Below are 23,317 nucleotides of genomic sequence, written 5' to 3' on the forward strand. Positions count from 1 at the left end.
CGCCGCGCGCCGGCGCCTTGCCGCCGCAGTTCTTGGCAATCATCGACAGCGAGCGCTGCGCCAGATTGCCGAGGCCGTTGGCGAGGTCGGCATTGGTGCGGTTGACGATCGCTTCGTGGCTGTAATTGCCGTCCTGGCCGAACGGCACCTCGCGCAGGAAGAAGTAGCGCACCTGGTCGACGCCGTAATGCTCGACCATGGTGAACGGGTCGATGACGTTGCCGACCGACTTCGACATCTTCTCGCCCCGGTTGAACAGGAAGCCATGGCCGAAGACGCGCTTCGGCAACGGGATTCCCGCCGACATCAGGAAGGCCGGCCAATAGACGGCGTGGAAGCGCACGATGTCCTTGCCGATGATGTGCGCATCGGCAGGCCAAAACCGCCATTTCTCATCGTTTTCATTGGGATAACCGACGCCGGTGATGTAGTTGGTCAAGGCGTCGACCCACACATACATCACGTGTTTTTCGTCGCCCGGCACCGGCACGCCCCAGTCGAAAGTGGTGCGCGAGACCGATAGATCCTTCAGCCCCGATTTGACGAAGCTCATCACCTCGTTGCGACGCTCGGCCGGACCGATGAAATCAGGCTGGCTCTCGTAAAGCGCGATCAGCCTGTCCTGGTAGGCCGACAGCCGGAAGAAATAGCTTTCTTCCTCGACCCATTCCACCGGCGTGCCCTGCGGCCCGTAGCGGACATTGTCGGGGCGAACCTCGGTCTCCTCCTCGCCGTAATAGGCCTCGTCGCGCACCGAATACCAACCGGCATAGCCGCCCTTGTAGATGTCGCCATTGGCGGCCATCGCCTTCCAGATCGCCTGGGAGGATGCGTAATGCCGCTCCTCGGTGGTGCGGATGAAATCGTCGTTGGAAGCGTTGAGCGCGGTGGCCATGCGCCTGAACTCGGCCGAGTTGCGGTCGGCGAGCTCGCGCGCCGCGATGCCTTCCTTGCGCGCCGTCTGCAGCATCTTGATGCCGTGCTCGTCGGTGCCGGTCAGGAAGAAGACATCCTTGCCGTCCAGCCGCTGGAAGCGGGCAAGCGCGTCGGTGGCGATCAGCTCATAGGCATGGCCGATATGCGGCTTGCCGTTTGGGTAGGAGATCGCGGTCGTGATGTAGAATGTATCGCGTGACATGAATGAACCGTCATGAATATCTGAATGTGAGTTGTGGCGGTGGATATCGCATCGGAACGTCGATTGCCATCCCGAGGCCAATGCATGCCGCCCAAAACTGGGCCAACGGCATGCATCGAACGAGCCGTCACATTCGCATCGCAGAATTCAGGCGGTCGATCATGGTCAGGGCGTGCTGCTTCTTGTCGAGGTTGTAGGTCTCAGCCTCAGATATCGTGTTCAGCGCCTCGTGCCAAGCCTCGGACAGGGTTTTGGCCCGGGCGAGATCGCCGGCCAGCGCGGCGTCACTGGCGGCGGTCGAAAGCAGGTCGAGCGCGCGCCGGTTGAAGATGTCGAACTGGATCGCCTGGTCGCGTCCCGCCACGGCTTCGGCAAGGCGATGGGCGTCGGCAATGTCGGGCTTCCTGGCCGCCACCAGTGCGTCGAGCGCGCCTGCGATCTCCAGCCCGCCATATTGGGTGAGCAGGATCGCGTTGCGGGCGCTGCCCCCTGCCCGCTCGGCCAGCGCTGCGCGCGCGCCCGGATCCTCCGGCGGCGGCGGCTCGACATTTTCCAGCACCGCCATCAGCTCGTCGGCGGCCAAAGGCGCCAGCCGCACCATCTGGCAGCGCGAGCGGATCGTCGGCAACAGGCTGCCGGGCGCATGCACCACCAGAATGAACAGGGTGCGCGCCGGCGGCTCTTCGAGATTCTTGAGCAAGGCATTGGCGGCGTTGGTGTTCATGTCGTCGGCCGGATCGACGATGACGACCCGGTAGCTGCCGTCATGCGAGGTCATCGACAGGAAGCGGCTGACCTTGCGGATCTCGTCGACGGTCAGCACCGTCTTGAAGCTCTTGGTCTTCTCGTTGGCCGGACGGGTGAGATGCAGCACCGAAGGATGCGCGCCGGTGGCGATCTGGCGAAACAGCGAGGAGACCGGATCGGGAACGGCAAGCGTGTCGGGCGCCGTCTTGAAATCCGGATATCTCAGAAGATGGTGCGCCGTGTGGAACGCCAGCGTCGCCTTGCCGATACCCTGCGGCCCGGCGAAAATCAGCGCATGCGGCAGCTTGCCGGCGCGGTAGGCGCTGGCAAGCATCCCTGCCGCCGATGCGTGGCCGATCAGCCGCGGCGTTTCGGCAGGCTCGGGTACGCCGTCCAGCGTGTCGTGCTGTTCGGGGGCGATACGTTCGAAGATCATGCCGGCGCCGTCTCGATCCTTTGCGCCGGCATCCGCTCTTCCAGCGCCGCGAAGACGGCGGCGGTGACGACGTTCTCCACCGTGTCGGGGTCGGCGGAAGCGTCGATGACGATGCAGCGCTCCGGCTCCGCCGCGGCGATAGCCAGGAAAGCCTCGCGCCGCCGCCGGTGGATGGCCAGGGTCTCCTTCTCGAAGCGGTCGGCGGCGTCACCGGCGCCGCGCCGCGCGGCGGCCCGCTTCAGGCCTTCAGCGGGATCGATGTCGAAGATCAGCGTCATGTCGGGCATCATGCCGTTGATGGCCACCGCCTCCAGCGCCTTCATGAAATCGGCGTCGAGCCCGCCGGTGACGCCTTGGTAGACCCGCGAGGAATCGATGAACCGGTCGCACAGCACGATCGAGCCGCGCTCGACCGCGGGCCGGATGACCTGCTCGACATGGTCGGAGCGCGCGGCGGCGAACAGGATCGCCTCCATCTTCGGGCCGAACGGTTCGGCCGCCCCGGACAGAAGCACATGCCTTACGGCCTCGGCGCCGGGCGATCCACCCGGTTCGCGGCTGACCAGGACGTCGTATTTCTTGGCGCGCATGCGCCGCGCCAGCCGCTCGATCTGCGTCGACTTGCCTGCTCCTTCGCCGCCCTCGAAGGTGATGAAAAATCCGCTCGCCAATCGAGATTGCCTTTGCCCGTGCTGGCCGCTGTCATAGCTCCCGTCCGACAAAAGGTCCACGAACTTGCCCGATCACAAATGTTTCTGACGTAGCCAGCCGACAGCGAGTTCCTTGGCTGCGTCGAACGCGCGCTGCGGCAGCGTGCCCACCTTAACCGACTCGGCGGCATAGAGCGGCGTCTGCTGGCTCAGCGTCTCGCCTATCCAAACGCGCAATTCCCCGACCGGTTGCCCCTCCTCGACCGGTGCCGACACCGGACCCTGGTAGACGATCCTGGCGGTCAGCTTGTCGCGGTTGGCTATCGGCAGAAAGATGTCTACCGGACCTTTCGCTTTCAAGGCCAGGCCGGATTTGGCGCCGCCGAAAACCTGCGCTTCCCCAACCACCTCGTCCTTGGCGAAGATCTCGGTCTTCTGGAATGATCGCGAGCCCCATTCGAGCAGCTTGCGCGCCTCTTCGGAGCGTTCGCGATCATTCGCCAGTCCGCTGAGGGCGGCGATCACGCGCGTGCCGTTGTGGCCGACGGTGCCGACCAGGCCGAAGCCCGCCTGCTCGCTGGCGCCGGCCACGAAGCCGTCGGCCTCGATGCCCATGGCGATCAGCGGATTGCGGTTCCTCTGCGAGATCTTGTTCCAGGTGAAGTCCGGCTGGCCGTAATAGTGGAAGAACTCGGGATAGTCGCGCCACAGATGCAGCGCCAGCATCGTCAGCTCCCGCACCGTCGTCTGCTGCCCGTCGGCCGGCAGGCCGGTCGAATTGACGAAGGTCGATTTCGAGAGGCCGAGCTGGCGGGCGCGATCGGTCATCTGCGCGGCGAAATTCGCTTCCGAGCCCGCCATGCCCTCGGCGAGCACGATACAGCCGTCATTGGCGGCCTGCACGGTGACGCCCTGGATCAGATCCTCGACGCGGACCTCGGATTTGAGCTTGGCGAACATGGTCGAGGTACCGGACGGCGCGCCGCCGGTGCGCCAGGCGTTTTCGCTGACGACGAAAGTGTCGTCGAGCGTGATCCGCTTCGACTTGATGGCGTTGAAGACCATTTCCATCGTCATCAGCTTGGCCATCGAGGCGGGCGGGATCGGCTTGTCGGGGTCCTTGGCGAAGAGCACGGTGCCGGTGTCGGCATCGATCATGAACGCCTGCGCCGCCTTGGTCTCGAAGAGTTGCGCGCTGGCCGGGGCGGCGCAAAGCAACACCAGCGCCAATCCCAGAAGGCTGGCGAAAGGCGGAAAAATGCGGAACTGCATGAAATGTCGACCCGATCTGAGCAACCCGGAAAAGCGTAGAGCCGCTCCAGAATGCGCAAAGACTACCCCGCGGCCAAGCTATCAGGGTTTTTTCGGCCGGATCAACGGGCAGCGCGAATTTGATCAGTTACGCACAACCAGCGCGTCCGGCGCGCCATGCGACCAGGCTGCCTGGAGCAGGTCGTCGACGCTGCCATGGCCGTCCGGATAGACATTGACCGCATACCAGTCATTTCCGTCGAGCTCGGTGCGCTGGATCTCGGTCCGGCCGAACGGCGCGAGCGCTGCGGCCACGCGCTTTGCCTTCGCGGCCTCGTCGAAGGAACCGGCAGCGACGTAGTCGGAGGCGGGCGCCTGTAGCTCTCGGTTTGATTTCTTCCATGAACGCAGGATATCGGCGGCCGACATGCCGCCGGAATCGAGCGCGGCAAAGACGTCGGCGCGCTCTACCCGCTCATCCGCGTAAGACAGCGAGGCCATGGCGAAGGGCGAGTTCGGCGGAAGCGTGAAATCCGGCCGTTCCGGCACGATCGGGCCGAAATCCGGCAGCATGACATCACCAGCGCCCTGGACGGCGAATGCGGCCGGCTGCACGGCCGCCTGGTCTGAAAGCCCCGGCTGCGCTGCAAAGGCCTGCCCCGAATTGGTCAACTCGCCCGGAAACGGCGCGGCCGCCGGCGACGCCCCCACCGGCACGCTCGGCGACGGGCCGTTCATGGCCACCATCACTCCGGTCGGCAGGCCGTCCGAAGGATCCGGCCGGTTGTTGCCGGGGTGATAGGAGGCCACCAGATACTGGTCGTCATCGCCATCGAGCGGCGCGCGGCCGACATATTCCACTTTGACCCTGGCCGTACCGACCTTGGCATAATCGAGCATCTGCGCCGCGCGTTCGGAAACGTCGATGATGCGGCCTTCGTGATAGGGGCCGCGGTCGTTGACGCGCACGATCACCGAGCTGCCGGTCTCCAGATTGGTGACGCGGGCATAGCTCGGCAGCGGCATCGTCGGATGCGCTGCCGTCAGATGCGTCATGTCATAGACTTCGCCATTGGCGGTCAGGCGGCCATGAAACGCATCGCCGTACCAGGAAGCCAGGCCGACCTTGGCGTAGCCCTTGTCTTCCTTGGGATAGTACCATTTGCCGCGCACTTGATAGGGCTTGCCGAGCTGGTCGCGGCCGCCGCCGCGCCGCATGAACTGGACACGCGGGCTCGCCTTCACGCCATATTCGGATTCGGCGAAATATTCCTTGGAGCGGCCCTTCTTGTAGACCATCCCCTTCGGTTCGGGTTGCGAGGCGCAGGCAGCCAGCAGTAGGCCCGAAAGGGCGCACAGGGCGAAAGCAGAAGCGCGACGAAGACGCGGGCGCGTCAGGGTCTGCATGTCTCGATTGTCCCCTACCGTGCTGTCACCAGACGGGACCAGAAGTCGCCCGCCAGGCCAACACCTTGATCCCCAATCTCTTTTGCACAGGAATTGCTTATCACGATGTTAATCGATTATGGCCGCAACAGGGCGACATTATGGCGCAAGGCGGTGACACCGTCGCTCGGAAAGTCCGTTCTCGTTCGAGTATTCTGGCTGCCAACAGCGCCGGCCATAAGATCGCCGGCGCGTCCAATCCGAATAAGAGTAACGGTTTGTGCGCTATTCCAGGTTGGATAGCACCTGCTGGGCCGTCGCACGAGACAGCATCTCACGCTTTGTCAGTACGGGTTTCTCGTAGGCTTTCTTCACGATTGTCCCCCTGTTTGAAATATTAGCAGATTGAGATTGGCAGGGTCATGACGTCATTGTCAATGCGCCGAACCGCCAGCAGGACGAAGCCGGGAGCTAACCTCGCCTCGGGTAGGGTCGGGGTTGCCATTCGTAAGCCGTGGCGCATGTCAGCGCGATTGGGATGATTGCCCCGTGCCGTTGCGGCCAGCTATACATCTATCCGGTAGCGTCAGTACTGTTGAGACTGCACATCCGGATCAGCCAACCTCCGCCAGCCTGACGCTCAAAGACACTCAGCGAGGTGCCGTTGCCGACCGCCTCTCCTTCCGAATAGCCAGCCAATGTCCAGGCTAGATTTCCGGAGCTGCCCGCTTCGATCACCTGAAGGGTCTTATTAGGCCCGGCATGTTGAACCCAAATCTCGTGCAGCGCCTCTATTGCCGCGCGCCCCCGCGCCGGAGGCCCATAGGGTGAATGCATTTCGGCATCGTCGGTGAAGATAGCAGCACAGCCAGATGCATTCCCCGATCGGTAAGCTACGACATACAAGTCCCAAAGCGGCTGTAGATCATCTCGGATCGACATAGTTACCCTCCTTCGGCGCCTGGACTTAGTTTAGAGAATACTAATGCGACTGACTAGATCGCCATCTCTTCCAGCGGATTTCCCCCAGCCGTTCAGGTGCATGTCGTTTCCGCCGGCCCCGGCAACGTAGCCGTCGGGTCACGCCGAATTTATGCCCACCTTTTGCCGTGACAGTTGGAAGGTGCCGCCGCAGTGGTTGACGCGGCCCTGAAAGCCGCACTACAGGAATGAAGCGCAAACCGGCCGGGGAATGCCTTCGGTGCCAACCGAAACAACCGGTCGCGATGACCAAAATGGTTGAAAAACCATAGTGGAGGGATGGCCGAGCGGTTTAAGGCACCGGTCTTGAAAACCGGCGTGGGCGCAAGTTCACCGTGGGTTCGAATCCCACTCCCTCCGCCATTTCGGTGCCTGAGTGGGCACCGCGCACGGAGCGCCGTGGCGGGCAAAGACAGGCGCAAGGCGACAAGGCGCGGCTTGCCCGCATAATCCCTGCCGCCGGAGACGGTCCAGACCTCGCCCCGCCTCATTCATCGTCCCAATCGGATACCGCGTCCATGAACGCCTGATCCTCGGCCGCACGGGCGCTCGCGGCCACCGCCGCCGACTGTCGGTGCGCCTCGGACTTAAACGACGCGGCGCGCACGTCCGGCACCCAAATCTGGATGGGCCGCAGGCCCTGGGCGCGTAGCCGCTCCCGATGTTCCTGCACCTTCACATGCGTGGACTTTGCCCTTCTTGCCGATGCCATGAGCCATTCTCCGCAATAGTTACATGTAACCCAGCATGGACAACGCGTTGTGACCAGCCTTTTCGCGACCGCCAGGAGGCGCAAGTCCGACTGGTTCAGTTGCCTGAAATCCGTGGATTCCGGCATCGACGACATAGACATTCCACGCATATTAGCGAGTCTGCAGCTTAAGGCGATCAAGGGTTGCAGCCGGTGCATTCGTTAGAACCGACGCGGCGCTGGCGACCGACAGTTGGTAAACCACCGTTTATTTGATTTATCGGACAAAATATGCTGCTTGTCGCGCCCATGAAAAAGCTCTGCCTGATGGTTCTGGCGTCGCTGACGCCGGTCTTGCCGGCCAAGGCGATGGACAATGCGTTGCGCGCCGGCCTGATGAAACTCGATCCTGAGACCCGCCTCGAGCAGCGCTGTGACGCCGAGGTGCTCGACCGGATCAGCCACGACGATCGCAACTACAAGGCCGACCGCGTCGTGGCCTACGCGTTCGCCACGCCGCAGATGAGCGCCGATGCCATCAAGAGCTCGGGCGCCGCCTTCCGCAGCAATGGCCAATGGTACCGGCTGAAGTTCAAATGCCAGACCGCGCCGGACCATATGCAAGTGCTGCAGTTCCGCTACAAGATCGGCGACGAAATCCCGGAATCCGACTGGGCCAAATATAATCTCTACGACTAGAGCAATTCCAGGGAAAGTGCGTAGCGGTTTCCCGTCCGGAATTGCGTCAAAACAAAGAGATAGAGCGGTTCGCCGTTTCCGTGAAACGGTGAAACGCCCTAGTTTTCGGCCTCGCCAGCTTGCCGGCAACCACCCGAAATCCTTGAGGGCTTGCGCTGCCGGCCTTGTTTTCCGGCGATGTCCAACCCTGCGTCTTGACGCCGATGGACCGCGCCTTTAGGCCCGTCCGGGTAAAGGGCTACGCTCATTTCAGGCAAGGATTTCTAGTCGATGGAAATATTCACTGCCGCAGGCCTTTCGGCTCTCCTCCAGGTCGTCGCAATCGATCTCGCGCTTGCCGGCGACAACGCAATTGTGATCGGCCTCGCGGCAGCCGGCCTTCCCATCGATCAACGCAAGCGTGCCATCCTGGTCGGCATCGCGGCAGCCACCGTCCTGCGCATCGTCTTTGCCCTGATCACGCAATGGCTGCTGAGCATCGGCCCGATGCTGCTCATCGCCGGCGGGCTCCTGCTTCTGTGGGTATGCTGGAAGATGTGGCGCGAGCTGCGCGTCAGCCACGAGGATGAGCGCGACGCGACAGAAGCGCTGTCGAACGGCGATTATAACAAGGACGGCAAAATCGCCGGCAAACCGCGCAAGACCTTCTCGCAGGCCGCCTGGCAGATCGTCATCGCCGACGTCTCGATGTCGCTCGACAACGTGCTCGCCGTCGCCGGCGCAGCCATGAAGCATCCCACGGTGCTGATCATCGGGCTGGTCCTTTCGATCGCGCTGATGGGCTTTGCCGCATCCTTCGTCGCGCGTCTGCTGCACAAGTACCGCTGGATCGCCTATGTCGGCCTGCTGATCATCCTCTATGTCGCGGTGAACATGCTTCTGGGAGGCGCCGTGCAGCAGTTTCCCGACCATTTTGCTTTCCTGGCGCCCTGGTTCGGATCGGACGGCCACTGACGCTCGTTCAGGCGAGCGTCTGCCGCATCGCCTCTTGTCATGGCCGGCTGGCAGGTTTGCTTCTGTGCCGAAGCGTGCTATTGCGCCGCGCGAATTGGCTGATAGCCGCGCGCCGTGGATCGATCTTCGGAGCCTGAGGCTCCTCGATCTCGCCCTCATCTCTTGGAAAACAAATTTATGTCCGCCCCACGCGTCAGTTTCGTCAGTCTTGGATGCCCGAAGGCGCTCGTTGATTCCGAGCGCATCATCACGCGGCTGCGTGCCGAGGGCTACGAGATCGCACGCAAGCATGACGGCGCCGACCTCGTCGTCGTCAACACTTGCGGCTTTCTCGATTCCGCCCGCGACGAGTCGCTCAACGCCATCGGCTCCGCCCTTTCCGAGAACGGCCGCGTCATCGTCACCGGCTGCCTCGGCGCCGAGCCGGAGGTCATCCGCGAAAAGCATCCCAATGTGTTGGCGATCACCGGCCCGCAGGCCTATGAGAGCGTGATGGCCGCGGTGCACGAGGCGGCCCCGCCCAGCCACGATCCCTATGTCGACCTGCTGCCGCCGCAGGGCGTGAAGCTGACGCCGCGCCACTACGCCTATCTGAAGATTTCCGAGGGCTGCAACAACCGCTGCACCTTCTGCATCATTCCGGCGCTGCGCGGCGATCTCGTCTCGCGCCCGGCCGCGGACGTGCTGCGCGAAGCCGAAAAGCTCGCCAAGGCCGGCGTCAAGGAGATCCTGGTCATCTCGCAAGACACCAGCGCCTACGGCATCGACATCAAGTATCAGACGTCGATGTTTGGCGATCGCGAGGTGCGGGCGAAATTCCTCGACCTCGCCGAGGAACTCGCCAAACTCGGCATCTGGATACGCATGCATTATGTGTATCCCTACCCGCACGTCGCCGACGTCATTCCGCTGATGGCGGAGGGAAAGATCCTCCCCTATCTCGACATTCCCTTCCAGCACGCCTCGCCGCAGGTACTGAAGAACATGCGCCGCCCCGCGCATGGCGAAAAGACGCTGGACCGCATCCGCGGCTGGCGCGAGGTCTGCCCGGATCTCGCCATCCGCTCGACTTTCATCGTCGGCTTCCCCGGCGAAACCGAGGACGATTTCGAGATGCTGCTCGACTGGCTGGACGAAGCCAGGATCGACCGCGCCGGTTGTTTCAAATACGAGCCGGTCAAGGGCGCGCGCTCCAACGATCTCGGACTGGAGCAGGTGCCGCAGGAGATCAAGGAAGCGCGCTGGCACCGTTTCATGCAGCGCCAGCAGAAAATCTCGGCTGCGCAATTGGCCAAGAAAGTCGGCAAGCGCCTGCCGGTGCTGATCGACGAGGCGCATGGCACATCCGGCAAAGGCCGCACCAAATACGACGCGCCGGAGATCGACGGCTCCGTGCACATCCAGTCGCGGCGGCCGCTGCGCGCCGGCGAGATCGTCACCGTCAAGATCGACCGCGCCGACGCTTACGATCTTTACGGCTCGGCCGTCTGACAGCCCACGCGGACCCACGCAGTTTCAAAGAAAATGGGCGCCCGGGGGCGCCCATTTCCGTTTCGGTTCAGCAGCTTGCCGCTTACTGCGGCAGCTTGTCGTCGATGCCCTTGACGTAGAAGTTCATGCCGAGCAGCGTGCCGTCGTCGGCGACCTCGCCATCCTTCAGCCAGGGCGAACCATCCTGCTTGGAGACGGGTCCGGTGAAGGGATTCCAGCCGCCGGCGATCTTCTTCTCGGTCGCCTCGGCCATCGCCTTCACGTCGTCAGGCATGTTGGTGTAGGGCGCGAGCTTGACGGCGCCGTCCTTGATGCCCAGCCACACATTGTCCGGCTTCCAGGTGCCATCGAGCGCCGCCTGCACGCGGCTGATATAATACGGGCCCCATTCGTCGGTCAGCGAGGTCAGCTGCGCGTGCGGTGCGAACTTGATCATATCGGACGACTGGCCGAAGCCGTGCAGCTTGCGCTCCTCGGCGACCTGCAGAGCGGCGGTCGAGTCGGTGTGCTGGACGATGATGTCGGCGCCCTGGTCGAACAGCGCCTTGGCGGCGTCGGCTTCCTTGCCGGGGTCGAACCAGGAATTCACCCACACGATCTTCACCTTGAAGTCGGGATTGACCGACTGCGCGCCGAGCATGAAGGAGTTGATGCCCATCACCACTTCCGGGATCGGGAAGGAAACGATGTAGCCGGCGAGGCCCTTCTTCGATTCCTTGGCCGCGATCTGGCCGAGCACATAGCGGCCTTCATAGAAGCGGGCGTTGTAGATGCCGAGATTGTCGCCGGTCTTGAAGCCGGTGGCATGCTCGAACATCACCTTGGGGAACTTCTTGGCGACCTTCACTTCGGCATCCATGAAGCCGAAGGAGGTACCGAAGATGATCTTGCACTTCTCGCGCGCCAGGCGCTCGAAAGCGCGGTCGGCGTCCGGGCCTTCCGAGACGTTTTCGAGATAGGCGGTCTCGACCTTGTCGCCGAGCGCCTTCTCGACTTCGAGCCGGCCCTGGTCGTGCTGATAGGAATAGCCGAAGTCGCCGATCGGACCCGTATAGACCCAGCAGGCCTTGAGCTTGTCGGCGGCCTGGGCGGTTGCCGCCAGGGACAGGGCCGCGGCCGTGGTCATCAACGCAATAAGCAGTTTTTTCATTGTGTTACCTCTCTGAGTTAAGCCTTGGAGCTTCCCGTCTTTTTGTTGTTGTCAACGATCCGGAACAAATGGCTGCCCCAACGAAGCCGGCGTGTTCATCATCGTCAGCCGCTTGTTGCGCGAGATTAGAACGAGAACCACGACGGTTGCCAGATAGGGCAGCGAAGAAAGAAACTGCGAAGGCACCGGAATGCCAAAAGCCTGTGCATGAAGCTGGCCGATCCACACCGCGCCGAAGATATAGGCGCCGGCCAGGACCCGCCACGGACGCCAGGAAGCGAACACCACCAGCGCCAGCGCGATCCAGCCGCGACCCGCGCTCATGTTTTCCACCCATTGCGGGGTGTAGACCAGCGATAGGTGGCCGCCGGCAAGGCCGGCGCAGGCGCCGCCAAAGATCACGGCGAGATAGCGGTAGCGGATGACCTTGATGCCGAGCGCATGCGCCGACGTATGGCTGTCGCCGATCGAGCGCAGCGTCAGGCCCGTGCGCGTCTTGAACAGGAACCACATTACCGCCGCGGTCAGCGCGATCGAGATGTAGAACACCGGGTCCTGGCCGAAGACCAGCTTGCCGACCACCGGGATCGAGCTGATCCCCGGGATGTCCAAATTGGGCAATCTCACGCCCGGCTGACCGACGAAGCTGGTGCCGATCATGCCCGAGAGGCCGAGGCCGAGCAGCGTCAGCGACAGGCCGGTCGCCACCTGGTTGGTCGCCAGCGACAGCGTCATGACGGCGAACAGCAGCGAGAACAGCGCGCCGACGATGATCGCGGCAAGCAGGCCGATCCACGGCGATCCGGTGAGGTAACCGGCGCCGAAGCCGCCGACGGCACCCATGATCATCATGCCCTCGACGCCGAGATTGAGCACGCCGGAGCGCTCGACAACCAGCTCGCCGATCGCCGCGATCAGGAGCGGCGTCGCCGCGGTCGCGATGGTCAAAAGGATGTTGACGGTGATGTCCATCAGCGAGCCTCCTCGAGCTTGGGCGCCGCTTCGAGCTGCGCCGCGCCGTTCGGCTTCGTTAGCGCCATGCCGATCAGGCGAATGCGGTAGTGGATGAGCGTGTCGCAGCCGAGCACGAAGAACAAAAGCATGCCCTGGAACACGCGCGCCACCTTGTCGGAAATGCCGAGCGCGCTCTGCACCGCCTCGCCGCCGAGATAGGTCAGCGCCAGCACCAGGCCCGCGGCCACGATGCCAAGCGGATTGAGCCTGCCGAGAAAGGCGACGATGATGGCAGTGAAGCCGTAGCCGGGCGAGATCACCGGCTGCAACTGGCCAATGGCGCCGGAGACCTCGGAGATGCCTGCCAGACCGGCCAGCGCGCCGGACAGAAGGAAAGCGAAGAACACCATGCGGCTGAAGCCGAAGCCGGCAAAGCGCCCTGCCCTTGGGCTTGAGCCCAGCACGCGCACCTCGAACCCTTTCAGCATGCGGCTCATCATCAGCCAGACCAGCACGGCGGCAATCAAGGCGAAGACGAAGCCCCAATTGGCTCGGCCGGCGTCGGGCATCAGCTCGGGCAGCACCGCCGAGTCGCCGAACTGGATCGTCTGCGGGAAACCATGGCCTTGCGGATCGCGCCACGGGCCGCGCACCAGCCAGTCGAGGAAAAGCTGCGCGACATAGACCAGCATCAGGCTGGTCAGGATCTCGTTGGTGCTGAATCGGGTCTTCAAAAGCGCCGGGATCGATGCGTAAAAGGCGCCGCCGACCATGCCGAGCAGAAGCATCAGCGGGATCACCAGCGGGCCTTCGAACTGCGGGAACAGCACCGGGATGATCGAGCCGAAGATCGCGCCGAAGATGAACTGGCCTTCGGCGCCGATGTTCCAGATATTGGCCCTGTAGCAGACCGACAGGCCGACCGCGATCAGGATCAGCGGCGCTGCCTTGATCGCCAGCTCATGCAACTGCCAGACCTGGCTGACCGGCTCGACGAAATAGATCTCGAAGGCATTGAGCGGGTTGACGCCGAGCAAGGCGAACATGATGGCGCCGGCAATGATCGTCAGTGCGAAGGCGATGAAGGGCGACAGCATCGAGAACAGCGCCGAGCGCTGCGGGCGTTTGACGAGTTCGATGCGCATCATGCCACCTCCATTCTGTGTTCGGCGTGGCCGGGCTCGGCGCCGCCCATCAACAGGCCGATCCTCTCGAAAGTCGCCTCGGCAATCGGCAGCGGCGTCGACAATTCGCCGTTGTGCATGACGGCGATCGCGTCCGACAGCTCGAACAATTCGTCGAGGTCCTGGCTGATGACCAGGACAGCGGAGCCGCTGCGGGCAAGCTCGATCAGGGCCTGACGGATGTGAGCGGCAGCACCGGCGTCGACGCCCCAGGTCGGCTGGTTGACGATCATGACGCTCGGCTTGCGGTCGAGCTCGCGCCCGACGATGAATTTCTGCAGATTGCCGCCCGACAGGGCGGCAGCTTCCGGATCCGGCGCGCTCTTGCGTACGTCCATGGCCGTGATGATGCGCTGGGCGGCGCTGTAAACGGCGCTGTTCTTGACCATGCCTCCCGAGCCGACGAAAGCCTTGCCGTCTGTGGCATGACGGGACAGAAGCAGGTTCTCCGAAAGCTTCATGCGAGGTGCTGCGCCATGGCCGAGGCGCTCTTCCGGCACGAAGGCGGCGCCCATCAGCCGCCGGCCGGTGATCGACAGGCCACCGGCGTCCTTGCCGCGAATGCGCACGGAACCGGTATCCTGCTGCAGCACTTCGCCGGAGACGGATTCGAAGAACTCGCCCTGGCCGTTGCCGGCCACACCCGCGATGCCGATCACTTCGCCGGCACGCACGGTGAGGTTGATGTTCTTGAGCGGGATGGCGAAGGGCGTCGCCGGCTTGCGGCTGAGGTTGCGGATTTCCAGCAGCGCCGGCGCCGTTTCGATGCCTTCCGCCGGCGCGCGCACCACAGCCTTCACCTCGCTGCCGACCATCATGCGGGCGAGCGAGGCGGCGGTCTCCTGGCGCGGGTTGCAATGGCCGACAACTTTGCCGTGGCGAAGCACCGTGGCGCGGTCGCAGATGCGTTTGACCTCTTCCAGCCGGTGCGAGATGTAGAGGATCGACTTGCCTTCGGCGCGCAGGCGCTCCAGCGTCTCGAACAGTTTGTCGGCTTCCTGTGGCGTCAGCACCGAGGTCGGCTCGTCGAGAATGATGAGCTGCGGTGTCTGCAAGAGGCAACGGATGATCTCGATGCGCTGGCGTTCGCCGACCGAAAGGTCTCCGACCAGCGACTCCGGATCGAGCGGCAGGCCGTAGCTGTAGGACAATGCCCTCGCCTTCGCGGCGATGCTGCTGATCGGCGAACCGTCATCGAGCGAAAGCGCGATGTTCTCGGCCGCCGTCAGCGCCTCGAACAGCGAGAAATGCTGGAACACCATGCCGATGCCGAGCTTCTTGGCCGCGCCCGGGCTGGTGATCTTGACCGGCTTGCCGTCCCAGAAGATCTCGCCCGAGTTCGGCTCGAGCGATCCGAACAGCATCTTGACCAGCGTCGACTTGCCGGCGCCGTTCTCGCCGAGCAGCGCGTGGATCTCGCCTTTTGCGATATTGAGATCGATGTGATCGCACGCCGTCAGCGTGCCGAATATCTTGGTTAGGCCGCGAACCTCGAGCAGGTTCGCCCTGTCATGATTTGCACTCACAGTGCCTCCCATCCGGTTTCCCAGACATGTTCTGTGTTCCCGAAAGCATGGTATGCGCGGCCGGCTCCAGTCGGAAAGCAGCACCCGACTTGAAAGAGCTTCAAGAATTTCAGCGGAAACTCAAGGGCTAAGATAGACCCGTGGAGAACGACAGCAAATCAACAACGCTTTTCAGGCAATCCGTGCCTTCGGGCACGGCAAGCCGCTGAAAAACAGGGCAGCCGGCCAGGTATGGTGCTGAAAAGTGTAAGGCGACGTCCCGCCCCGGAATTGCGATAGAGCGGTACGCCGCTTCCGCGAAGCGCTCTATGGAATGAGGACGGTCGTTCCCGTCGTCTTGCGGGCCTCGAGATCCGCTTGCGCTTTTGCAGCATCCTTCAGCGCATAGCGCTGGTTGATCTTGATCGCGACGGCGCCGCTCTTGACCACGTCGAAAAGCGCTTCGGCCGACTTCACCAGATCCTCGCGTCTGGCATTGTAGACGAAAAGCGTCGGCCGGGTCGCGTAGAGCGAGCCTTTCTGCGCCAGCAGCGACATCGAGAAGGGCGGGATCGGCCCGGACGACTGGCCGAAGCTCACGAACATGCCGAGCGGCCGCAGGCAGTCGAGCGATGCCGGAAAAGTGTCGGCACCGACGGAATCGTAGACGACGTCGCATTTCTTCCCGCCCGTCAGCGCCTCGACGCCGGCGACGAAATCCTGCTCTTTGTAGTTGATGACGTGATCGAAGCCATGCGCCCGCGCAAGTTCGATCTTGTCAGCGGAACTCGCGGTGCCGATCACGGTCGCGCCGAGATGCTTCGCCCATTGCCCGAGGATCAGGCCGACACCGCCTGCGGCTGCATGGTAGAGGATCGTGTCGCCGGCCTTGACGGGAAAGGTGCGGCGCAAGAGGTATTCGGCCGTCATGCCCTTCAGCATCATCGCCGCCGCTTGCTCGTCGCTGATGCCGTCCGGCACTTTGACCACACGGTCGGCCGCGATCACCCGTTGCTCAGCATAAGCCCCGACATTGACGGCATAGGCGATGCGGTCGCCGGGCCTCAGCCAGTCGACGCCGGGGCCGAGCGCCAGCACGACGCCCGCTGCCTCGCCGCCTGGGATCAGCGGAAAACCGCCAAGTGGCGGATAAAGCCCGGAGCGATAGTAGACGTCGATGAAGTTGAGGCCGATTGCCGTGTGCCGGACCAGGATCTGGCCTTCTCCCGGCTGGCCGGGGTCGGCGTCTTCATAGGCCAGGACTTCGGGGCCGCCATGGGCGTGGATGCGGATTGCCTTGGACATCGCTCAGCTCTCTGAAGGGTAAGTGCACAAATCTGGAAACATGATTGCGAAAGGGAGAACCGATTTTCGGAAGATCATGCGCCGATATACAGCTAGGGCCAGGATGACCATTCAGCCAAAAATATCCTGATCCAGGATCAGGACTTCTTGGCGCCCAGATTGGGAAACATCTGCATGATGCCTCCGATGCAGGCGAGATAGAGGCCGGTGATGGTGATGCCGATCTTGGTGAAGTTGCTGACCTGCTCTCCCAGCACGCCGATCTTGTCATAGAAGGCGGCAAGTGCTGCCTGCGCCAGCGCCAGCGCGCCGAAGGCGCACCACAAAAGCGTCATAAAAAGATTGACCGACCTCAGCCGCACGACACGCACCGGATGGATGAAGTTGATCGGCATGAAGGTCAAAATGCCGGCAACCACCACCACGGTGAAAGATACCCATTGCCCAGGCTCGATGACGAAGAGCGTGAACACCACCATGTTCCAGACGACGGGAAACCCTTTGAAGAAGTTCTCCTTCGTCTTCATGCCGGTGTCGGCATAATAGATCGCGCTGGAGACGACGATGATGGCCGCCGAAAGGAAGGACAGATTCTCGCCCATGAAGCCGCGCTGATAGAGCGCGAAGGCCGGGATGAGCACGTAGGTGACGTAATCGATAATGTTGTCGAGGAGCTCTCCCGACCATGTCGGCAGGATTTCCTTGACCTCGAGCTTCCTGGCGATCGGACCGTCGATACCATCGACGAAAAGCGCCAGCCCCAGCCACCAGAACATCGCCGTCCAGCGTTGCTCGCTCGCCGCCACCAGCGACAGGAAGGCAAGGAACGATCCCGACGCGGTGAGCAGATGAACGGAGAACGCGCGCGCCTGCGGCCACGTCACCTTCTTCTTCGGCAATGGGATCCGTTGCGCGATCTTCTTGGCTGCCTTGCCGGCCCTTGTGTTCTTGCTCACGGTCCCCGCCAGTCCAGCTTGCAGATTTCGGCCGAGCGGCCGGCGAAATTCCAGTTGCGGCCGAAGGCGCGCATCTTGCTCTTGTCGGACTTGGCCACGATGATTTCCGGCGCGATCCAATATTCCGAATTGGCGATCACCGTATCTTTCTCACGGTCCTTGCCAGGAATGGGCGTCACCGCGCCGTCGATGATCTTGGGAATCTGGAAGACGCGCGTCTTGTCGCGCGTCTCGTAGGTGATCGGCACCTGCTCGACGCCGAGGAATTTCCCGACGAGGATCGAAAGCAGCGAGGTGGTGCCGCCGGCCTTGCCGGTGAAGATCTTGGTCAGCGCCTTCACCGCATAAATCGACGCGCGCTTGTCGATAAACAGGCCGGCCGTCCAGTTGCCGCGGCTCATATAGCCGGGAATTTCCATGATCAGGCCGAGATTGAGGCCCGACAGGTCGACCTCGCCGAAATGGCCCGCATCGATGCGGAAGCCCGCCCATGTCTGGCAATAGCCCTCGGTCGGCGGATGGCTGCCAAGCGACAGCACGCAGGGACAGAAAACCGTGCAATTGCAGGAGAGTACCAGCTCCCCTTTCATTGCCCAGCTTTGGTCGGTCATCGAATTCTCCCTCATGCCGAAACTAATAGCAGGGCAGCCGCCCACACAAGCAGTATCGCACCGGCAATCCGGCTGGCCACCCTGCCAGCGGTCTGTTTTTCGATCAGCGTGAACAGGCCGATCAGCGCCATCCAGAAGACGTTCATGGCGCCTACGGCAAACATCACCAGCATCAGCGCCCAGCAGCAACCGAGACACCAGACGCCCTGTTCCAGGCCGAGCCGGAAGATGCGGCCTGATTTCGCGCTCCACCTGGCGAACAGGATCGAGAACGGATTGCGGCACTTTTCCAGGCATGCCTGTTTCAGGTCGCTGAATTGATAGAGGCCGGCGACAAGCAGCGCGATGGCGCCGGCAAGCCCGACGGCGGGGTCGAGCATCCGGCCGGAACCGGCAAAGGCGTACACCGCGAGCGTCAGCACGCTGAAACCCACGGATGCGCCGAGCCATGTGGCGAGGTATCCGGCGACAAGCACCAGCGGATGAACGACTGGTTCGCCTTTGATCCTCGCCGTGTCGGCGATTTCGCAATAGGTGCGGATCAGCGGCGCCGCCGAAGGCAGCATCGTCGCCACGGCCATCAGGAACCACATCAGCACAAGCGCCGGTGCTTGCAGGCCCGCCATGCCGGCAAGCGGCGCCGGCGTGAGGCAAAGAGCGAAGAACCGGTCGAGAAAATCCGGCAACGGCAGGCCCGGCAGATTTTTCAGCAGCATATCGCCGGGGGCGCCCACGGGGCTGCCTTCAGCGCCGCGTATCGCCATCGCGCCGAGAAGCAACCACGCAAGGGCGATGCCGATACCGATCGTGAGCATGACCGCGAGGCGCGGGCTGCGCGCCACGCCAGCCGTGGCGCGGCCGGCGCGGTCGAGATGGCTGAAATCATGCTGCTCGCCGCTCATGGCAATCGAATGGGCTGAATCGCCGCGTTGATCAAGCCGGCCAATCTGCCCTATATCCGGACAAAGGCCCGACGGGTCGCCTCGCATTGTGGAAGCCTGGCGTGGAGCACAACGACAAAGCCCGCATCCTGGTTGCCGGCAGCGGTCCGGCCGGCTTGATCGCCGCGCTCGGCTTCGCCGAGGCCGGCTTCGAAGTGACGCTGGTCGGCCCTGAGGCCAACACCGCCGACGGCCGCACTACCGCCCTCATGAACCCCGCCCTAAAAGTCCTTGAACGACTGGGCATCCTTGCCGAACTGAGGCCGCAGGCCGCGGCGCTCAAGGTGATGCGCATTGTCGATGCCACAAGGCGGCTGATCCGCAGTCCAACCGTGACCTTCCGCGCCAGCGAGATCGGCGAGGAACAGTTCGGGCTCAATCTGCCGAACAAGGCCCTCATCACCATTCTTGCCAAGGCGGTTTCAGCTCATCATGGCATTCACTGGCTGAAATCCACTGTCGAGTCATGGCGCCTGGACGCCGATCGGGCCCATGCCCGGCTGGCCGACGGCAGCGAAATCTCTGCATCGCTTGCTGTCGCCGCCGACGGGCGCCTGTCGCTGGCGCGGGAAGCCGCCGGCATTCGCGCCTTTGCGCGCCCCTATCCGCAGTCGGCGCTTGTGCTCAATTTCGGCCATCGCAGCGAGCACGGCTTCGTTTCAACCGAGTTCCATACCGAGACAGGGCCGTTCACGCAGGTGCCGCTGCCCGGCAGGCGCTCGAGCCTTGTGTGGGTGGTGAGGCCGGAGACCGCGCGGGAGCTTGCCGCGCTCGACGATGCAACCTTGTCGGGGCGTGTCGAGGAGCAGATGCAGTCGATGCTTGGCCGGGTCTCGGTCGAGCCGGGCCGGCAGGTCTATCCTTTGTCGGCGGCCTCGCCCGGCCGCTTCGCGCAAAACCGCGTGGCGCTGGTCGGCGAGGCAGCGCATGTGTTTCCGCCGATCGGCGCCCAAGGCCTCAATCTGGGTATCAGGGATATCGACGATCTGATTGGAATCGCGAGTGAAAACAGCAATGATCCAGGATCGCGCCGAAGCCTCGCCGCCTATGACACGAGGCGCCGGCCCGACATTTGGGCGCGCAGCGGCGCGGTGAACCTGCTCAACATGTCGCTCTTGTCCGACATGCTGCCGGCGCAGCTGGCGCGCAGCGCCGGCCTTAGTGCGCTTGGCGGCTTCGCGCCGCTGCGCGCCTTCTTCATGCGCGAGGGGCTGCGGCCGGGCAGCGGCTTTCGCGCCATTGCCGGCGGCCTAAGGAAAGAGGTCGGCCGGTAGTATTCCAAGGTTGATGACGTCGGACTTTTTTCGCTCAGGCGGGAAAACTCCCGCGCGGGCTAACCCGTTGCTTCAGCCAAGATCAAGGACTCGGCTATTGAACTGCGGCCTCGTCTGCGCCAAATAGGCACCAGCCGAAAGTCGAGGTCGATTTTTGGCCGCGTGACGTGTAAATTCAAGGCCTTAGGCGCCTTGTGCGCAGCCACGACAGGCGCCTCGGAACCTAAGTGGTGAACGTGATGAAAACGGCCAAGTTCTCGATCGGGCAAGTGGTTCGCCACAGGCTGTTTCCATTCCGCGGAGTGATCTTCGACGTCGATCCCGAATTCGCCAACACTGAGGAATGGTACGAGGCTATTCCCGCCGACGTGCGTCCGCGCAAGGACCAGCCTTTCTACCATCTTCTGGCGGAAAATTCAGAGACTGAGTACATCGCCTATGTATCCGAGCAGAACCTGCTCGAGGACCGGTCGGGCGAGCCGGTGCGGCATCCGCAGATCGGCGAGATGTTCGACAAGCTGCCGGACGGCCGCTACGAGCCGAAGCGCCAGTCGAAGCACTGAAGCGCTAACGAACGTCGCCCAGGGCGCGCGGCGCGGGGCAATAAAAAAGCGGGGCATTTGCCCCGCTTTTTGTTTCCGAGAAATGCGCTTGCGCGATCAGTTCGCGGTCTTGGCCTTGTCCTGCTCGTCCTTGAGCTTCTTGGCGAAGTCCTGATTGTTCTTGGCGACGAAGTCCTGCAGCTTCTTCTGCCGGTCCTCGATGTCCGACTGCTGCAGCGGCGGGCCGTCATACGCGCCGCTGAAGCCGGTGAGCGCGATCTTGATCGGGTTCGGCTGGTTCTGGAAGTTGATCGAGGTGAGCGTGATGCCCTGCCCCTTCTTGAAGGAAGCGACGAGCTGGTCGCTCAGCGGCACTTCCGCCACGCAACGATCCGGGAAGCAGATCACATAGTCGAGCTTCTGCGCCTTGCCGGCATCGATCTGCAGCGCAATTCCGGGAGGCACGAGGCGGCCGGTCGGCACCGTGACCTGGAAGACCTTGCGGTTCACCTTGCCCTTGAGTTCGATCAGGCTAACGCCGGTGACGAGCTGGCCGTTGCCGGCCGTGACGATGTTCTGCACATTGCAAATGTCAACGTCTTCCTGCTTGGTGCAGGCCTTGAACCAGCCCTGCGGGATCTGCGGCTGCTGTTGGGCCGAGGCGGTGAAAAGCCCGGCGCCCAGAACGCCGACCACGCCTGCGGCCAGCACCGAAAGGCGGTACGCGTTGATCGTCATATGGTGCACTTTCCTCTCAAATGATCCCGGGGACCGGCTTCTTCGTGCCGTGTGGTCCAGCTACCTGTTGCCCAAATGAGGCAACAGGATGACTTCGGAGCGCGTGTTACACTGCCAGCGACATCGAATCCAGCCCGGTTTCCGCGATTTCTTCGCGGTTTGATGTCCCAGGGCGGGGCATCGATCGGCGCTGGAGCGGCTGAGCCCGATTCCCATTGGCGCGCCGATTCAATCGGATAGCGAAATGCTCTAGGGTGCATGGCGAATCACAAAGCCGTCCGGCAAGGAGACGGTCATGGACCGCGTTCTCGTCCGGCTGATCGCCGCGACCTCGTTTCTGGCTCTTTCGCTCCTTCCGGCACAGTCGGAGCCGAAGCACGGCTTAGCCATGCAAGGCGAGCCGGCGCTGCCGCCCGATTATGAGCATTTCGACTACGTCAATCCAGTCGCGCCGAAAGGCGGCAGCGTCACCTATTGCGTCGTCGGCTCCTTCGACAACCTCAATCCCTTTATCCTGAAAAGCCTGCGCACCACGGCGCGCGGGATGATCGATACAGTTTACGGCAATCTCGTCTTCGAGCCATTGATGCAGCGCAACTATGACGAGCCCTTCAGCCTCTACGGACTGCTTGCCGACAGCGCCGACATGGATCCGGATCGCAAGAGCATCGAGTTTCATCTGAACCCGAACGCGAAATGGTCGGACGGCCAGCCGGTGACGCCGGAGGACGTGCTGTTCACCTACGACGTCTTCGCCGCGAAGGGCCGCCCGCCCTATAGCGACCGCATGAGCATGATCGCCAAGCTGGAGAAGACCGGCGATCACAGCGTGAAGTTCACCTTCAACGACAAGGCTAACCGCGAATTTCCGCTGATCGTCGCGCTGACGCCGATCGTCCCCAAGCACGCCTTCGACAAGGACACGTTCGACAAGACCACGCTGAAACCGCTGATCGGCAGCGGGCCCTACACCGTGGACAAGGTGCTGCCGGGGCAGCGTATCGTCTTCAAGCGGAATCCGGATTACTGGGGCAAAGACATTCCGTCGAAGCGCGGCTTCGACAATTTCGACCAGGTCACGATCGAGTATTTTCTCAACGCCAACGCCAAGACGGAAGCGTTCAAGAAAGGAATTTGCGCTCTCGATGACGAGACCGATCCGGTCAAGCGTGAGCGCGACATCGACTTTCCAGCCTTCCGAAAGGGGGATGTGAGGGAAGAATATTTCAACACCGGCATTCCCCCGGTTGTGACCGGCTTTCTGTTCAACACCCGGCTGCCCAAGTTCGCCGATCCCGTCGTCCGCCGCGCGCTCGGCATGCTCTACGATTTCGAATGGACGAACAAGAATCTGTTCGGCGGCAAGTTCAACCGCACCATGAGCTATTGGCAGAATTCCGAGTTGTCGGCGCTCGGTCACCCTGCGGACGATCGCGAAAAGGCGCTGCTTGCCCCCTACCCCGACCGCGTGCCGCCCGACGTGATGGACGGCACTTGGCGCCCACCCGTGACGGATGGTTCAGGCCAGGACCGCAAGGTGCTCAAAACCGCCTTCGAATTGCTGAAGAGCGCCGGCTTCCATGTGCAGGACGGCAAGATGCTCGACGCGCAAGGAAACCCCTTCGGCTTCGAGATCCTAACCTCGTCGCAAGACGAAGAGCGGCTGGCGGCCGTCTACCAGCGCACGCTGGAAAAGATCGGTATCGACGTCGGCATCCGCACCCTCGACGGCG

General features: G+C 62.8%; 22 protein-coding genes and 1 tRNA gene. 7 read left to right on the plus strand and 16 right to left on the minus strand.

Features of this window, described 5'->3' with window-relative positions; genetic code table 11:
- From metG to FJ980_RS20945, 6 genes are all read right to left on the minus strand, one after another.
- Nucleotides 1-1,138: methionine--tRNA ligase (gene metG / locus FJ980_RS20920; RefSeq protein WP_140545681.1), on the minus strand; the 1,138-nt coding region annotated here is incomplete at its 3' end.
- A 127-nt stretch (nucleotides 1,139-1,265) separates the two neighbouring features.
- The gene (locus FJ980_RS20925; RefSeq protein ID WP_140545682.1) at nucleotides 1,266-2,321 is read right to left on the minus strand and encodes a DNA polymerase III subunit delta'; all 1,056 of its coding nucleotides are present in this window, start codon (nucleotides 2,319-2,321) and stop codon (nucleotides 1,266-1,268) included.
- On the minus strand, nucleotides 2,318-2,992 hold the full coding sequence (tmk, locus tag FJ980_RS20930; RefSeq protein WP_140545683.1) for a dTMP kinase: 675 nt from the start codon (nucleotides 2,990-2,992) through the stop codon (nucleotides 2,318-2,320). The genes FJ980_RS20925 and tmk overlap by 4 nt, the downstream gene beginning before the upstream one ends.
- A 72-nt stretch (nucleotides 2,993-3,064) precedes the next feature.
- Nucleotides 3,065-4,243: a D-alanyl-D-alanine carboxypeptidase family protein gene (locus tag FJ980_RS20935; protein WP_140545684.1), complete on the minus strand. Its 1,179-nt coding sequence runs from the start codon at nucleotides 4,241-4,243 to the stop codon at nucleotides 3,065-3,067.
- A gap of 123 nt (nucleotides 4,244-4,366) precedes the next feature.
- Entirely contained in the window at nucleotides 4,367-5,629 is a 1,263-nt protein-coding gene (locus tag FJ980_RS20940) for a septal ring lytic transglycosylase RlpA family protein (protein ID WP_140545685.1), read from the minus strand.
- Nucleotides 5,630-6,181: 552 nt separating this feature from the next.
- Nucleotides 6,182-6,550 carry a nuclear transport factor 2 family protein gene (locus FJ980_RS20945; RefSeq protein ID WP_140545686.1) on the minus strand — a complete coding sequence of 123 codons (369 nt, stop codon included), beginning with the start codon at nucleotides 6,548-6,550 and terminating at the stop codon, nucleotides 6,182-6,184.
- A 312-nt stretch (nucleotides 6,551-6,862) separates the two neighbouring features.
- Between FJ980_RS20945 and FJ980_RS20950 the strand changes: the two genes are divergently transcribed.
- A tRNA-Ser gene (locus FJ980_RS20950) sits at nucleotides 6,863-6,952 on the plus strand.
- 124 nt (nucleotides 6,953-7,076) lie between these two features.
- Here the strand turns inward: FJ980_RS20950 and FJ980_RS20960 are convergent.
- Nucleotides 7,077-7,301: an antitoxin MazE family protein gene (locus tag FJ980_RS20960; RefSeq protein WP_140545687.1), complete on the minus strand. Its 225-nt coding sequence runs from the start codon at nucleotides 7,299-7,301 to the stop codon at nucleotides 7,077-7,079.
- A 270-nt stretch (nucleotides 7,302-7,571) separates the two neighbouring features.
- Here FJ980_RS20960 and FJ980_RS20965 point away from each other — a divergent pair, with 270 nt between their 5' ends.
- From FJ980_RS20965 to rimO, 3 genes are all read left to right on the plus strand, one after another.
- Entirely contained in the window at nucleotides 7,572-7,979 is a 408-nt protein-coding gene (locus tag FJ980_RS20965) for a DUF930 domain-containing protein (protein WP_181181276.1), read from the plus strand.
- Between the two features lie 270 nt (nucleotides 7,980-8,249).
- Entirely contained in the window at nucleotides 8,250-8,933 is a 684-nt protein-coding gene (locus FJ980_RS20975) for a TerC family protein (protein ID WP_140545688.1), read from the plus strand.
- A 177-nt stretch (nucleotides 8,934-9,110) separates the two neighbouring features.
- The gene (gene rimO, locus FJ980_RS20980; protein ID WP_140545689.1) at nucleotides 9,111-10,424 is read left to right on the plus strand and encodes a 30S ribosomal protein S12 methylthiotransferase RimO; all 1,314 of its coding nucleotides are present in this window, start codon (nucleotides 9,111-9,113) and stop codon (nucleotides 10,422-10,424) included.
- A gap of 82 nt (nucleotides 10,425-10,506) precedes the next feature.
- Here rimO and FJ980_RS20985 read toward each other — a convergent pair whose 3' ends face one another.
- The 8 genes from FJ980_RS20985 to FJ980_RS21020 all read right to left on the minus strand — a co-directional run bounded on the left by FJ980_RS20985 (nucleotide 10,507) and on the right by FJ980_RS21020 (nucleotide 18,991).
- Nucleotides 10,507-11,574: a BMP family ABC transporter substrate-binding protein gene (locus FJ980_RS20985; RefSeq protein WP_140545690.1), complete on the minus strand. Its 1,068-nt coding sequence runs from the start codon at nucleotides 11,572-11,574 to the stop codon at nucleotides 10,507-10,509.
- Between the two features lie 51 nt (nucleotides 11,575-11,625).
- Nucleotides 11,626-12,546, minus strand: a complete 921-nt coding sequence (locus FJ980_RS20990; protein ID WP_140545691.1) for an ABC transporter permease — start codon at nucleotides 12,544-12,546, stop codon at nucleotides 11,626-11,628.
- Nucleotides 12,546-13,676 (minus strand): ABC transporter permease, encoded by a 1,131-nt coding sequence (locus FJ980_RS20995; RefSeq protein ID WP_140545692.1) that lies wholly within the window; start codon nucleotides 13,674-13,676, stop codon nucleotides 12,546-12,548. The genes FJ980_RS20990 and FJ980_RS20995 overlap by 1 nt, the downstream gene beginning before the upstream one ends.
- Nucleotides 13,673-15,250: an ABC transporter ATP-binding protein gene (locus FJ980_RS21000; RefSeq protein WP_181181277.1), complete on the minus strand. Its 1,578-nt coding sequence runs from the start codon at nucleotides 15,248-15,250 to the stop codon at nucleotides 13,673-13,675. Before FJ980_RS21000 ends, FJ980_RS20995 begins: the two co-directional genes overlap by 4 nt.
- Nucleotides 15,251-15,544: 294 nt before the next feature.
- Nucleotides 15,545-16,522, minus strand: coding sequence for a quinone oxidoreductase (locus FJ980_RS21005; RefSeq protein ID WP_140545694.1), 978 nt, complete (start codon nucleotides 16,520-16,522; stop codon nucleotides 15,545-15,547).
- A 137-nt stretch (nucleotides 16,523-16,659) separates the two neighbouring features.
- Entirely contained in the window at nucleotides 16,660-17,478 is an 819-nt protein-coding gene (pcsA, locus tag FJ980_RS21010; RefSeq protein WP_181181278.1) for a phosphatidylcholine synthase, read from the minus strand.
- Nucleotides 17,475-18,089 carry a DUF1326 domain-containing protein gene (locus FJ980_RS21015; RefSeq protein WP_140545695.1) on the minus strand — a complete coding sequence of 205 codons (615 nt, stop codon included), beginning with the start codon at nucleotides 18,087-18,089 and terminating at the stop codon, nucleotides 17,475-17,477. Before FJ980_RS21015 ends, pcsA begins: the two co-directional genes overlap by 4 nt.
- An 11-nt stretch (nucleotides 18,090-18,100) precedes the next feature.
- Nucleotides 18,101-18,991: a DUF2182 domain-containing protein gene (locus FJ980_RS21020; protein WP_140545696.1), complete on the minus strand. Its 891-nt coding sequence runs from the start codon at nucleotides 18,989-18,991 to the stop codon at nucleotides 18,101-18,103.
- Nucleotides 18,992-19,092: 101 nt separating this feature from the next.
- Here FJ980_RS21020 and FJ980_RS21025 point away from each other — a divergent pair, with 101 nt between their 5' ends.
- Both FJ980_RS21025 and hspQ read left to right on the plus strand, forming a co-directional pair.
- The gene (locus FJ980_RS21025; protein ID WP_140545697.1) at nucleotides 19,093-20,304 is read left to right on the plus strand and encodes a UbiH/UbiF family hydroxylase; all 1,212 of its coding nucleotides are present in this window, start codon (nucleotides 19,093-19,095) and stop codon (nucleotides 20,302-20,304) included.
- Nucleotides 20,305-20,543: 239 nt separating this feature from the next.
- Entirely contained in the window at nucleotides 20,544-20,867 is a 324-nt protein-coding gene (gene hspQ / locus FJ980_RS21030) for a heat shock protein HspQ (protein WP_040983419.1), read from the plus strand.
- A gap of 96 nt (nucleotides 20,868-20,963) precedes the next feature.
- On the opposite strand, the gene FJ980_RS21035 is transcribed toward hspQ, so the two are convergent.
- A complete protein-coding gene (locus tag FJ980_RS21035; protein WP_095765425.1) occupies nucleotides 20,964-21,584 on the minus strand; it encodes an invasion associated locus B family protein in 621 nt (206 codons plus the stop codon).
- A gap of 295 nt (nucleotides 21,585-21,879) precedes the next feature.
- On the opposite strand from FJ980_RS21035, the gene FJ980_RS21040 reads away from it, so the two are divergent.
- Nucleotides 21,880-23,317, plus strand: a 1,438-nt coding sequence (locus tag FJ980_RS21040; RefSeq protein ID WP_140545698.1) for an extracellular solute-binding protein, incomplete at its 3' end; no start/stop codon positions are given.

Source organism: Mesorhizobium sp. B1-1-5, assembly GCF_006443065.1.
Taxonomy (GTDB): Bacteria; Pseudomonadota; Alphaproteobacteria; order Rhizobiales; family Rhizobiaceae; genus Mesorhizobium.

Excerpts from the sequence above, each read along its gene's own strand:
- FJ980_RS21020 (WP_140545696.1), bottom strand. The coding sequence starts at position 18,991 with ATGAGCGGCGAGCAGCATGATTTCAGCCATCTCGACCGCGCCGGCCGC.
- FJ980_RS20995 (WP_140545692.1), bottom strand. The coding sequence starts at position 13,676 with ATGATGCGCATCGAACTCGTCAAACGCCCGCAGCGCTCGGCGCTGTTC.
- FJ980_RS20925 (WP_140545682.1), bottom strand. The coding sequence starts at position 2,321 with ATGATCTTCGAACGTATCGCCCCCGAACAGCACGACACGCTGGACGGC.
- FJ980_RS21035 (WP_095765425.1), bottom strand. The coding sequence starts at position 21,584 with ATGACGATCAACGCGTACCGCCTTTCGGTGCTGGCCGCAGGCGTGGTC.
- FJ980_RS20965 (WP_181181276.1), top strand. The coding sequence starts at position 7,572 with ATGCTGCTTGTCGCGCCCATGAAAAAGCTCTGCCTGATGGTTCTGGCG.
- hspQ (WP_040983419.1), top strand. The coding sequence starts at position 20,544 with ATGAAAACGGCCAAGTTCTCGATCGGGCAAGTGGTTCGCCACAGGCTG.
- FJ980_RS20960 (WP_140545687.1), bottom strand. The coding sequence starts at position 7,301 with ATGGCATCGGCAAGAAGGGCAAAGTCCACGCATGTGAAGGTGCAGGAA.
- FJ980_RS20935 (WP_140545684.1), bottom strand. The coding sequence starts at position 4,243 with ATGCAGTTCCGCATTTTTCCGCCTTTCGCCAGCCTTCTGGGATTGGCG.
- rimO (WP_140545689.1), top strand. The coding sequence starts at position 9,111 with ATGTCCGCCCCACGCGTCAGTTTCGTCAGTCTTGGATGCCCGAAGGCG.
- FJ980_RS21015 (WP_140545695.1), bottom strand. The coding sequence starts at position 18,089 with ATGACCGACCAAAGCTGGGCAATGAAAGGGGAGCTGGTACTCTCCTGC.
- FJ980_RS20940 (WP_140545685.1), bottom strand. The coding sequence starts at position 5,629 with ATGCAGACCCTGACGCGCCCGCGTCTTCGTCGCGCTTCTGCTTTCGCC.
- FJ980_RS20990 (WP_140545691.1), bottom strand. The coding sequence starts at position 12,546 with ATGGACATCACCGTCAACATCCTTTTGACCATCGCGACCGCGGCGACG.
- FJ980_RS21005 (WP_140545694.1), bottom strand. The coding sequence starts at position 16,522 with ATGTCCAAGGCAATCCGCATCCACGCCCATGGCGGCCCCGAAGTCCTG.
- FJ980_RS21000 (WP_181181277.1), bottom strand. The coding sequence starts at position 15,250 with ATGGGAGGCACTGTGAGTGCAAATCATGACAGGGCGAACCTGCTCGAG.
- FJ980_RS20975 (WP_140545688.1), top strand. The coding sequence starts at position 8,250 with ATGGAAATATTCACTGCCGCAGGCCTTTCGGCTCTCCTCCAGGTCGTC.
- FJ980_RS20945 (WP_140545686.1), bottom strand. The coding sequence starts at position 6,550 with ATGTCGATCCGAGATGATCTACAGCCGCTTTGGGACTTGTATGTCGTA.
- FJ980_RS20985 (WP_140545690.1), bottom strand. The coding sequence starts at position 11,574 with ATGAAAAAACTGCTTATTGCGTTGATGACCACGGCCGCGGCCCTGTCC.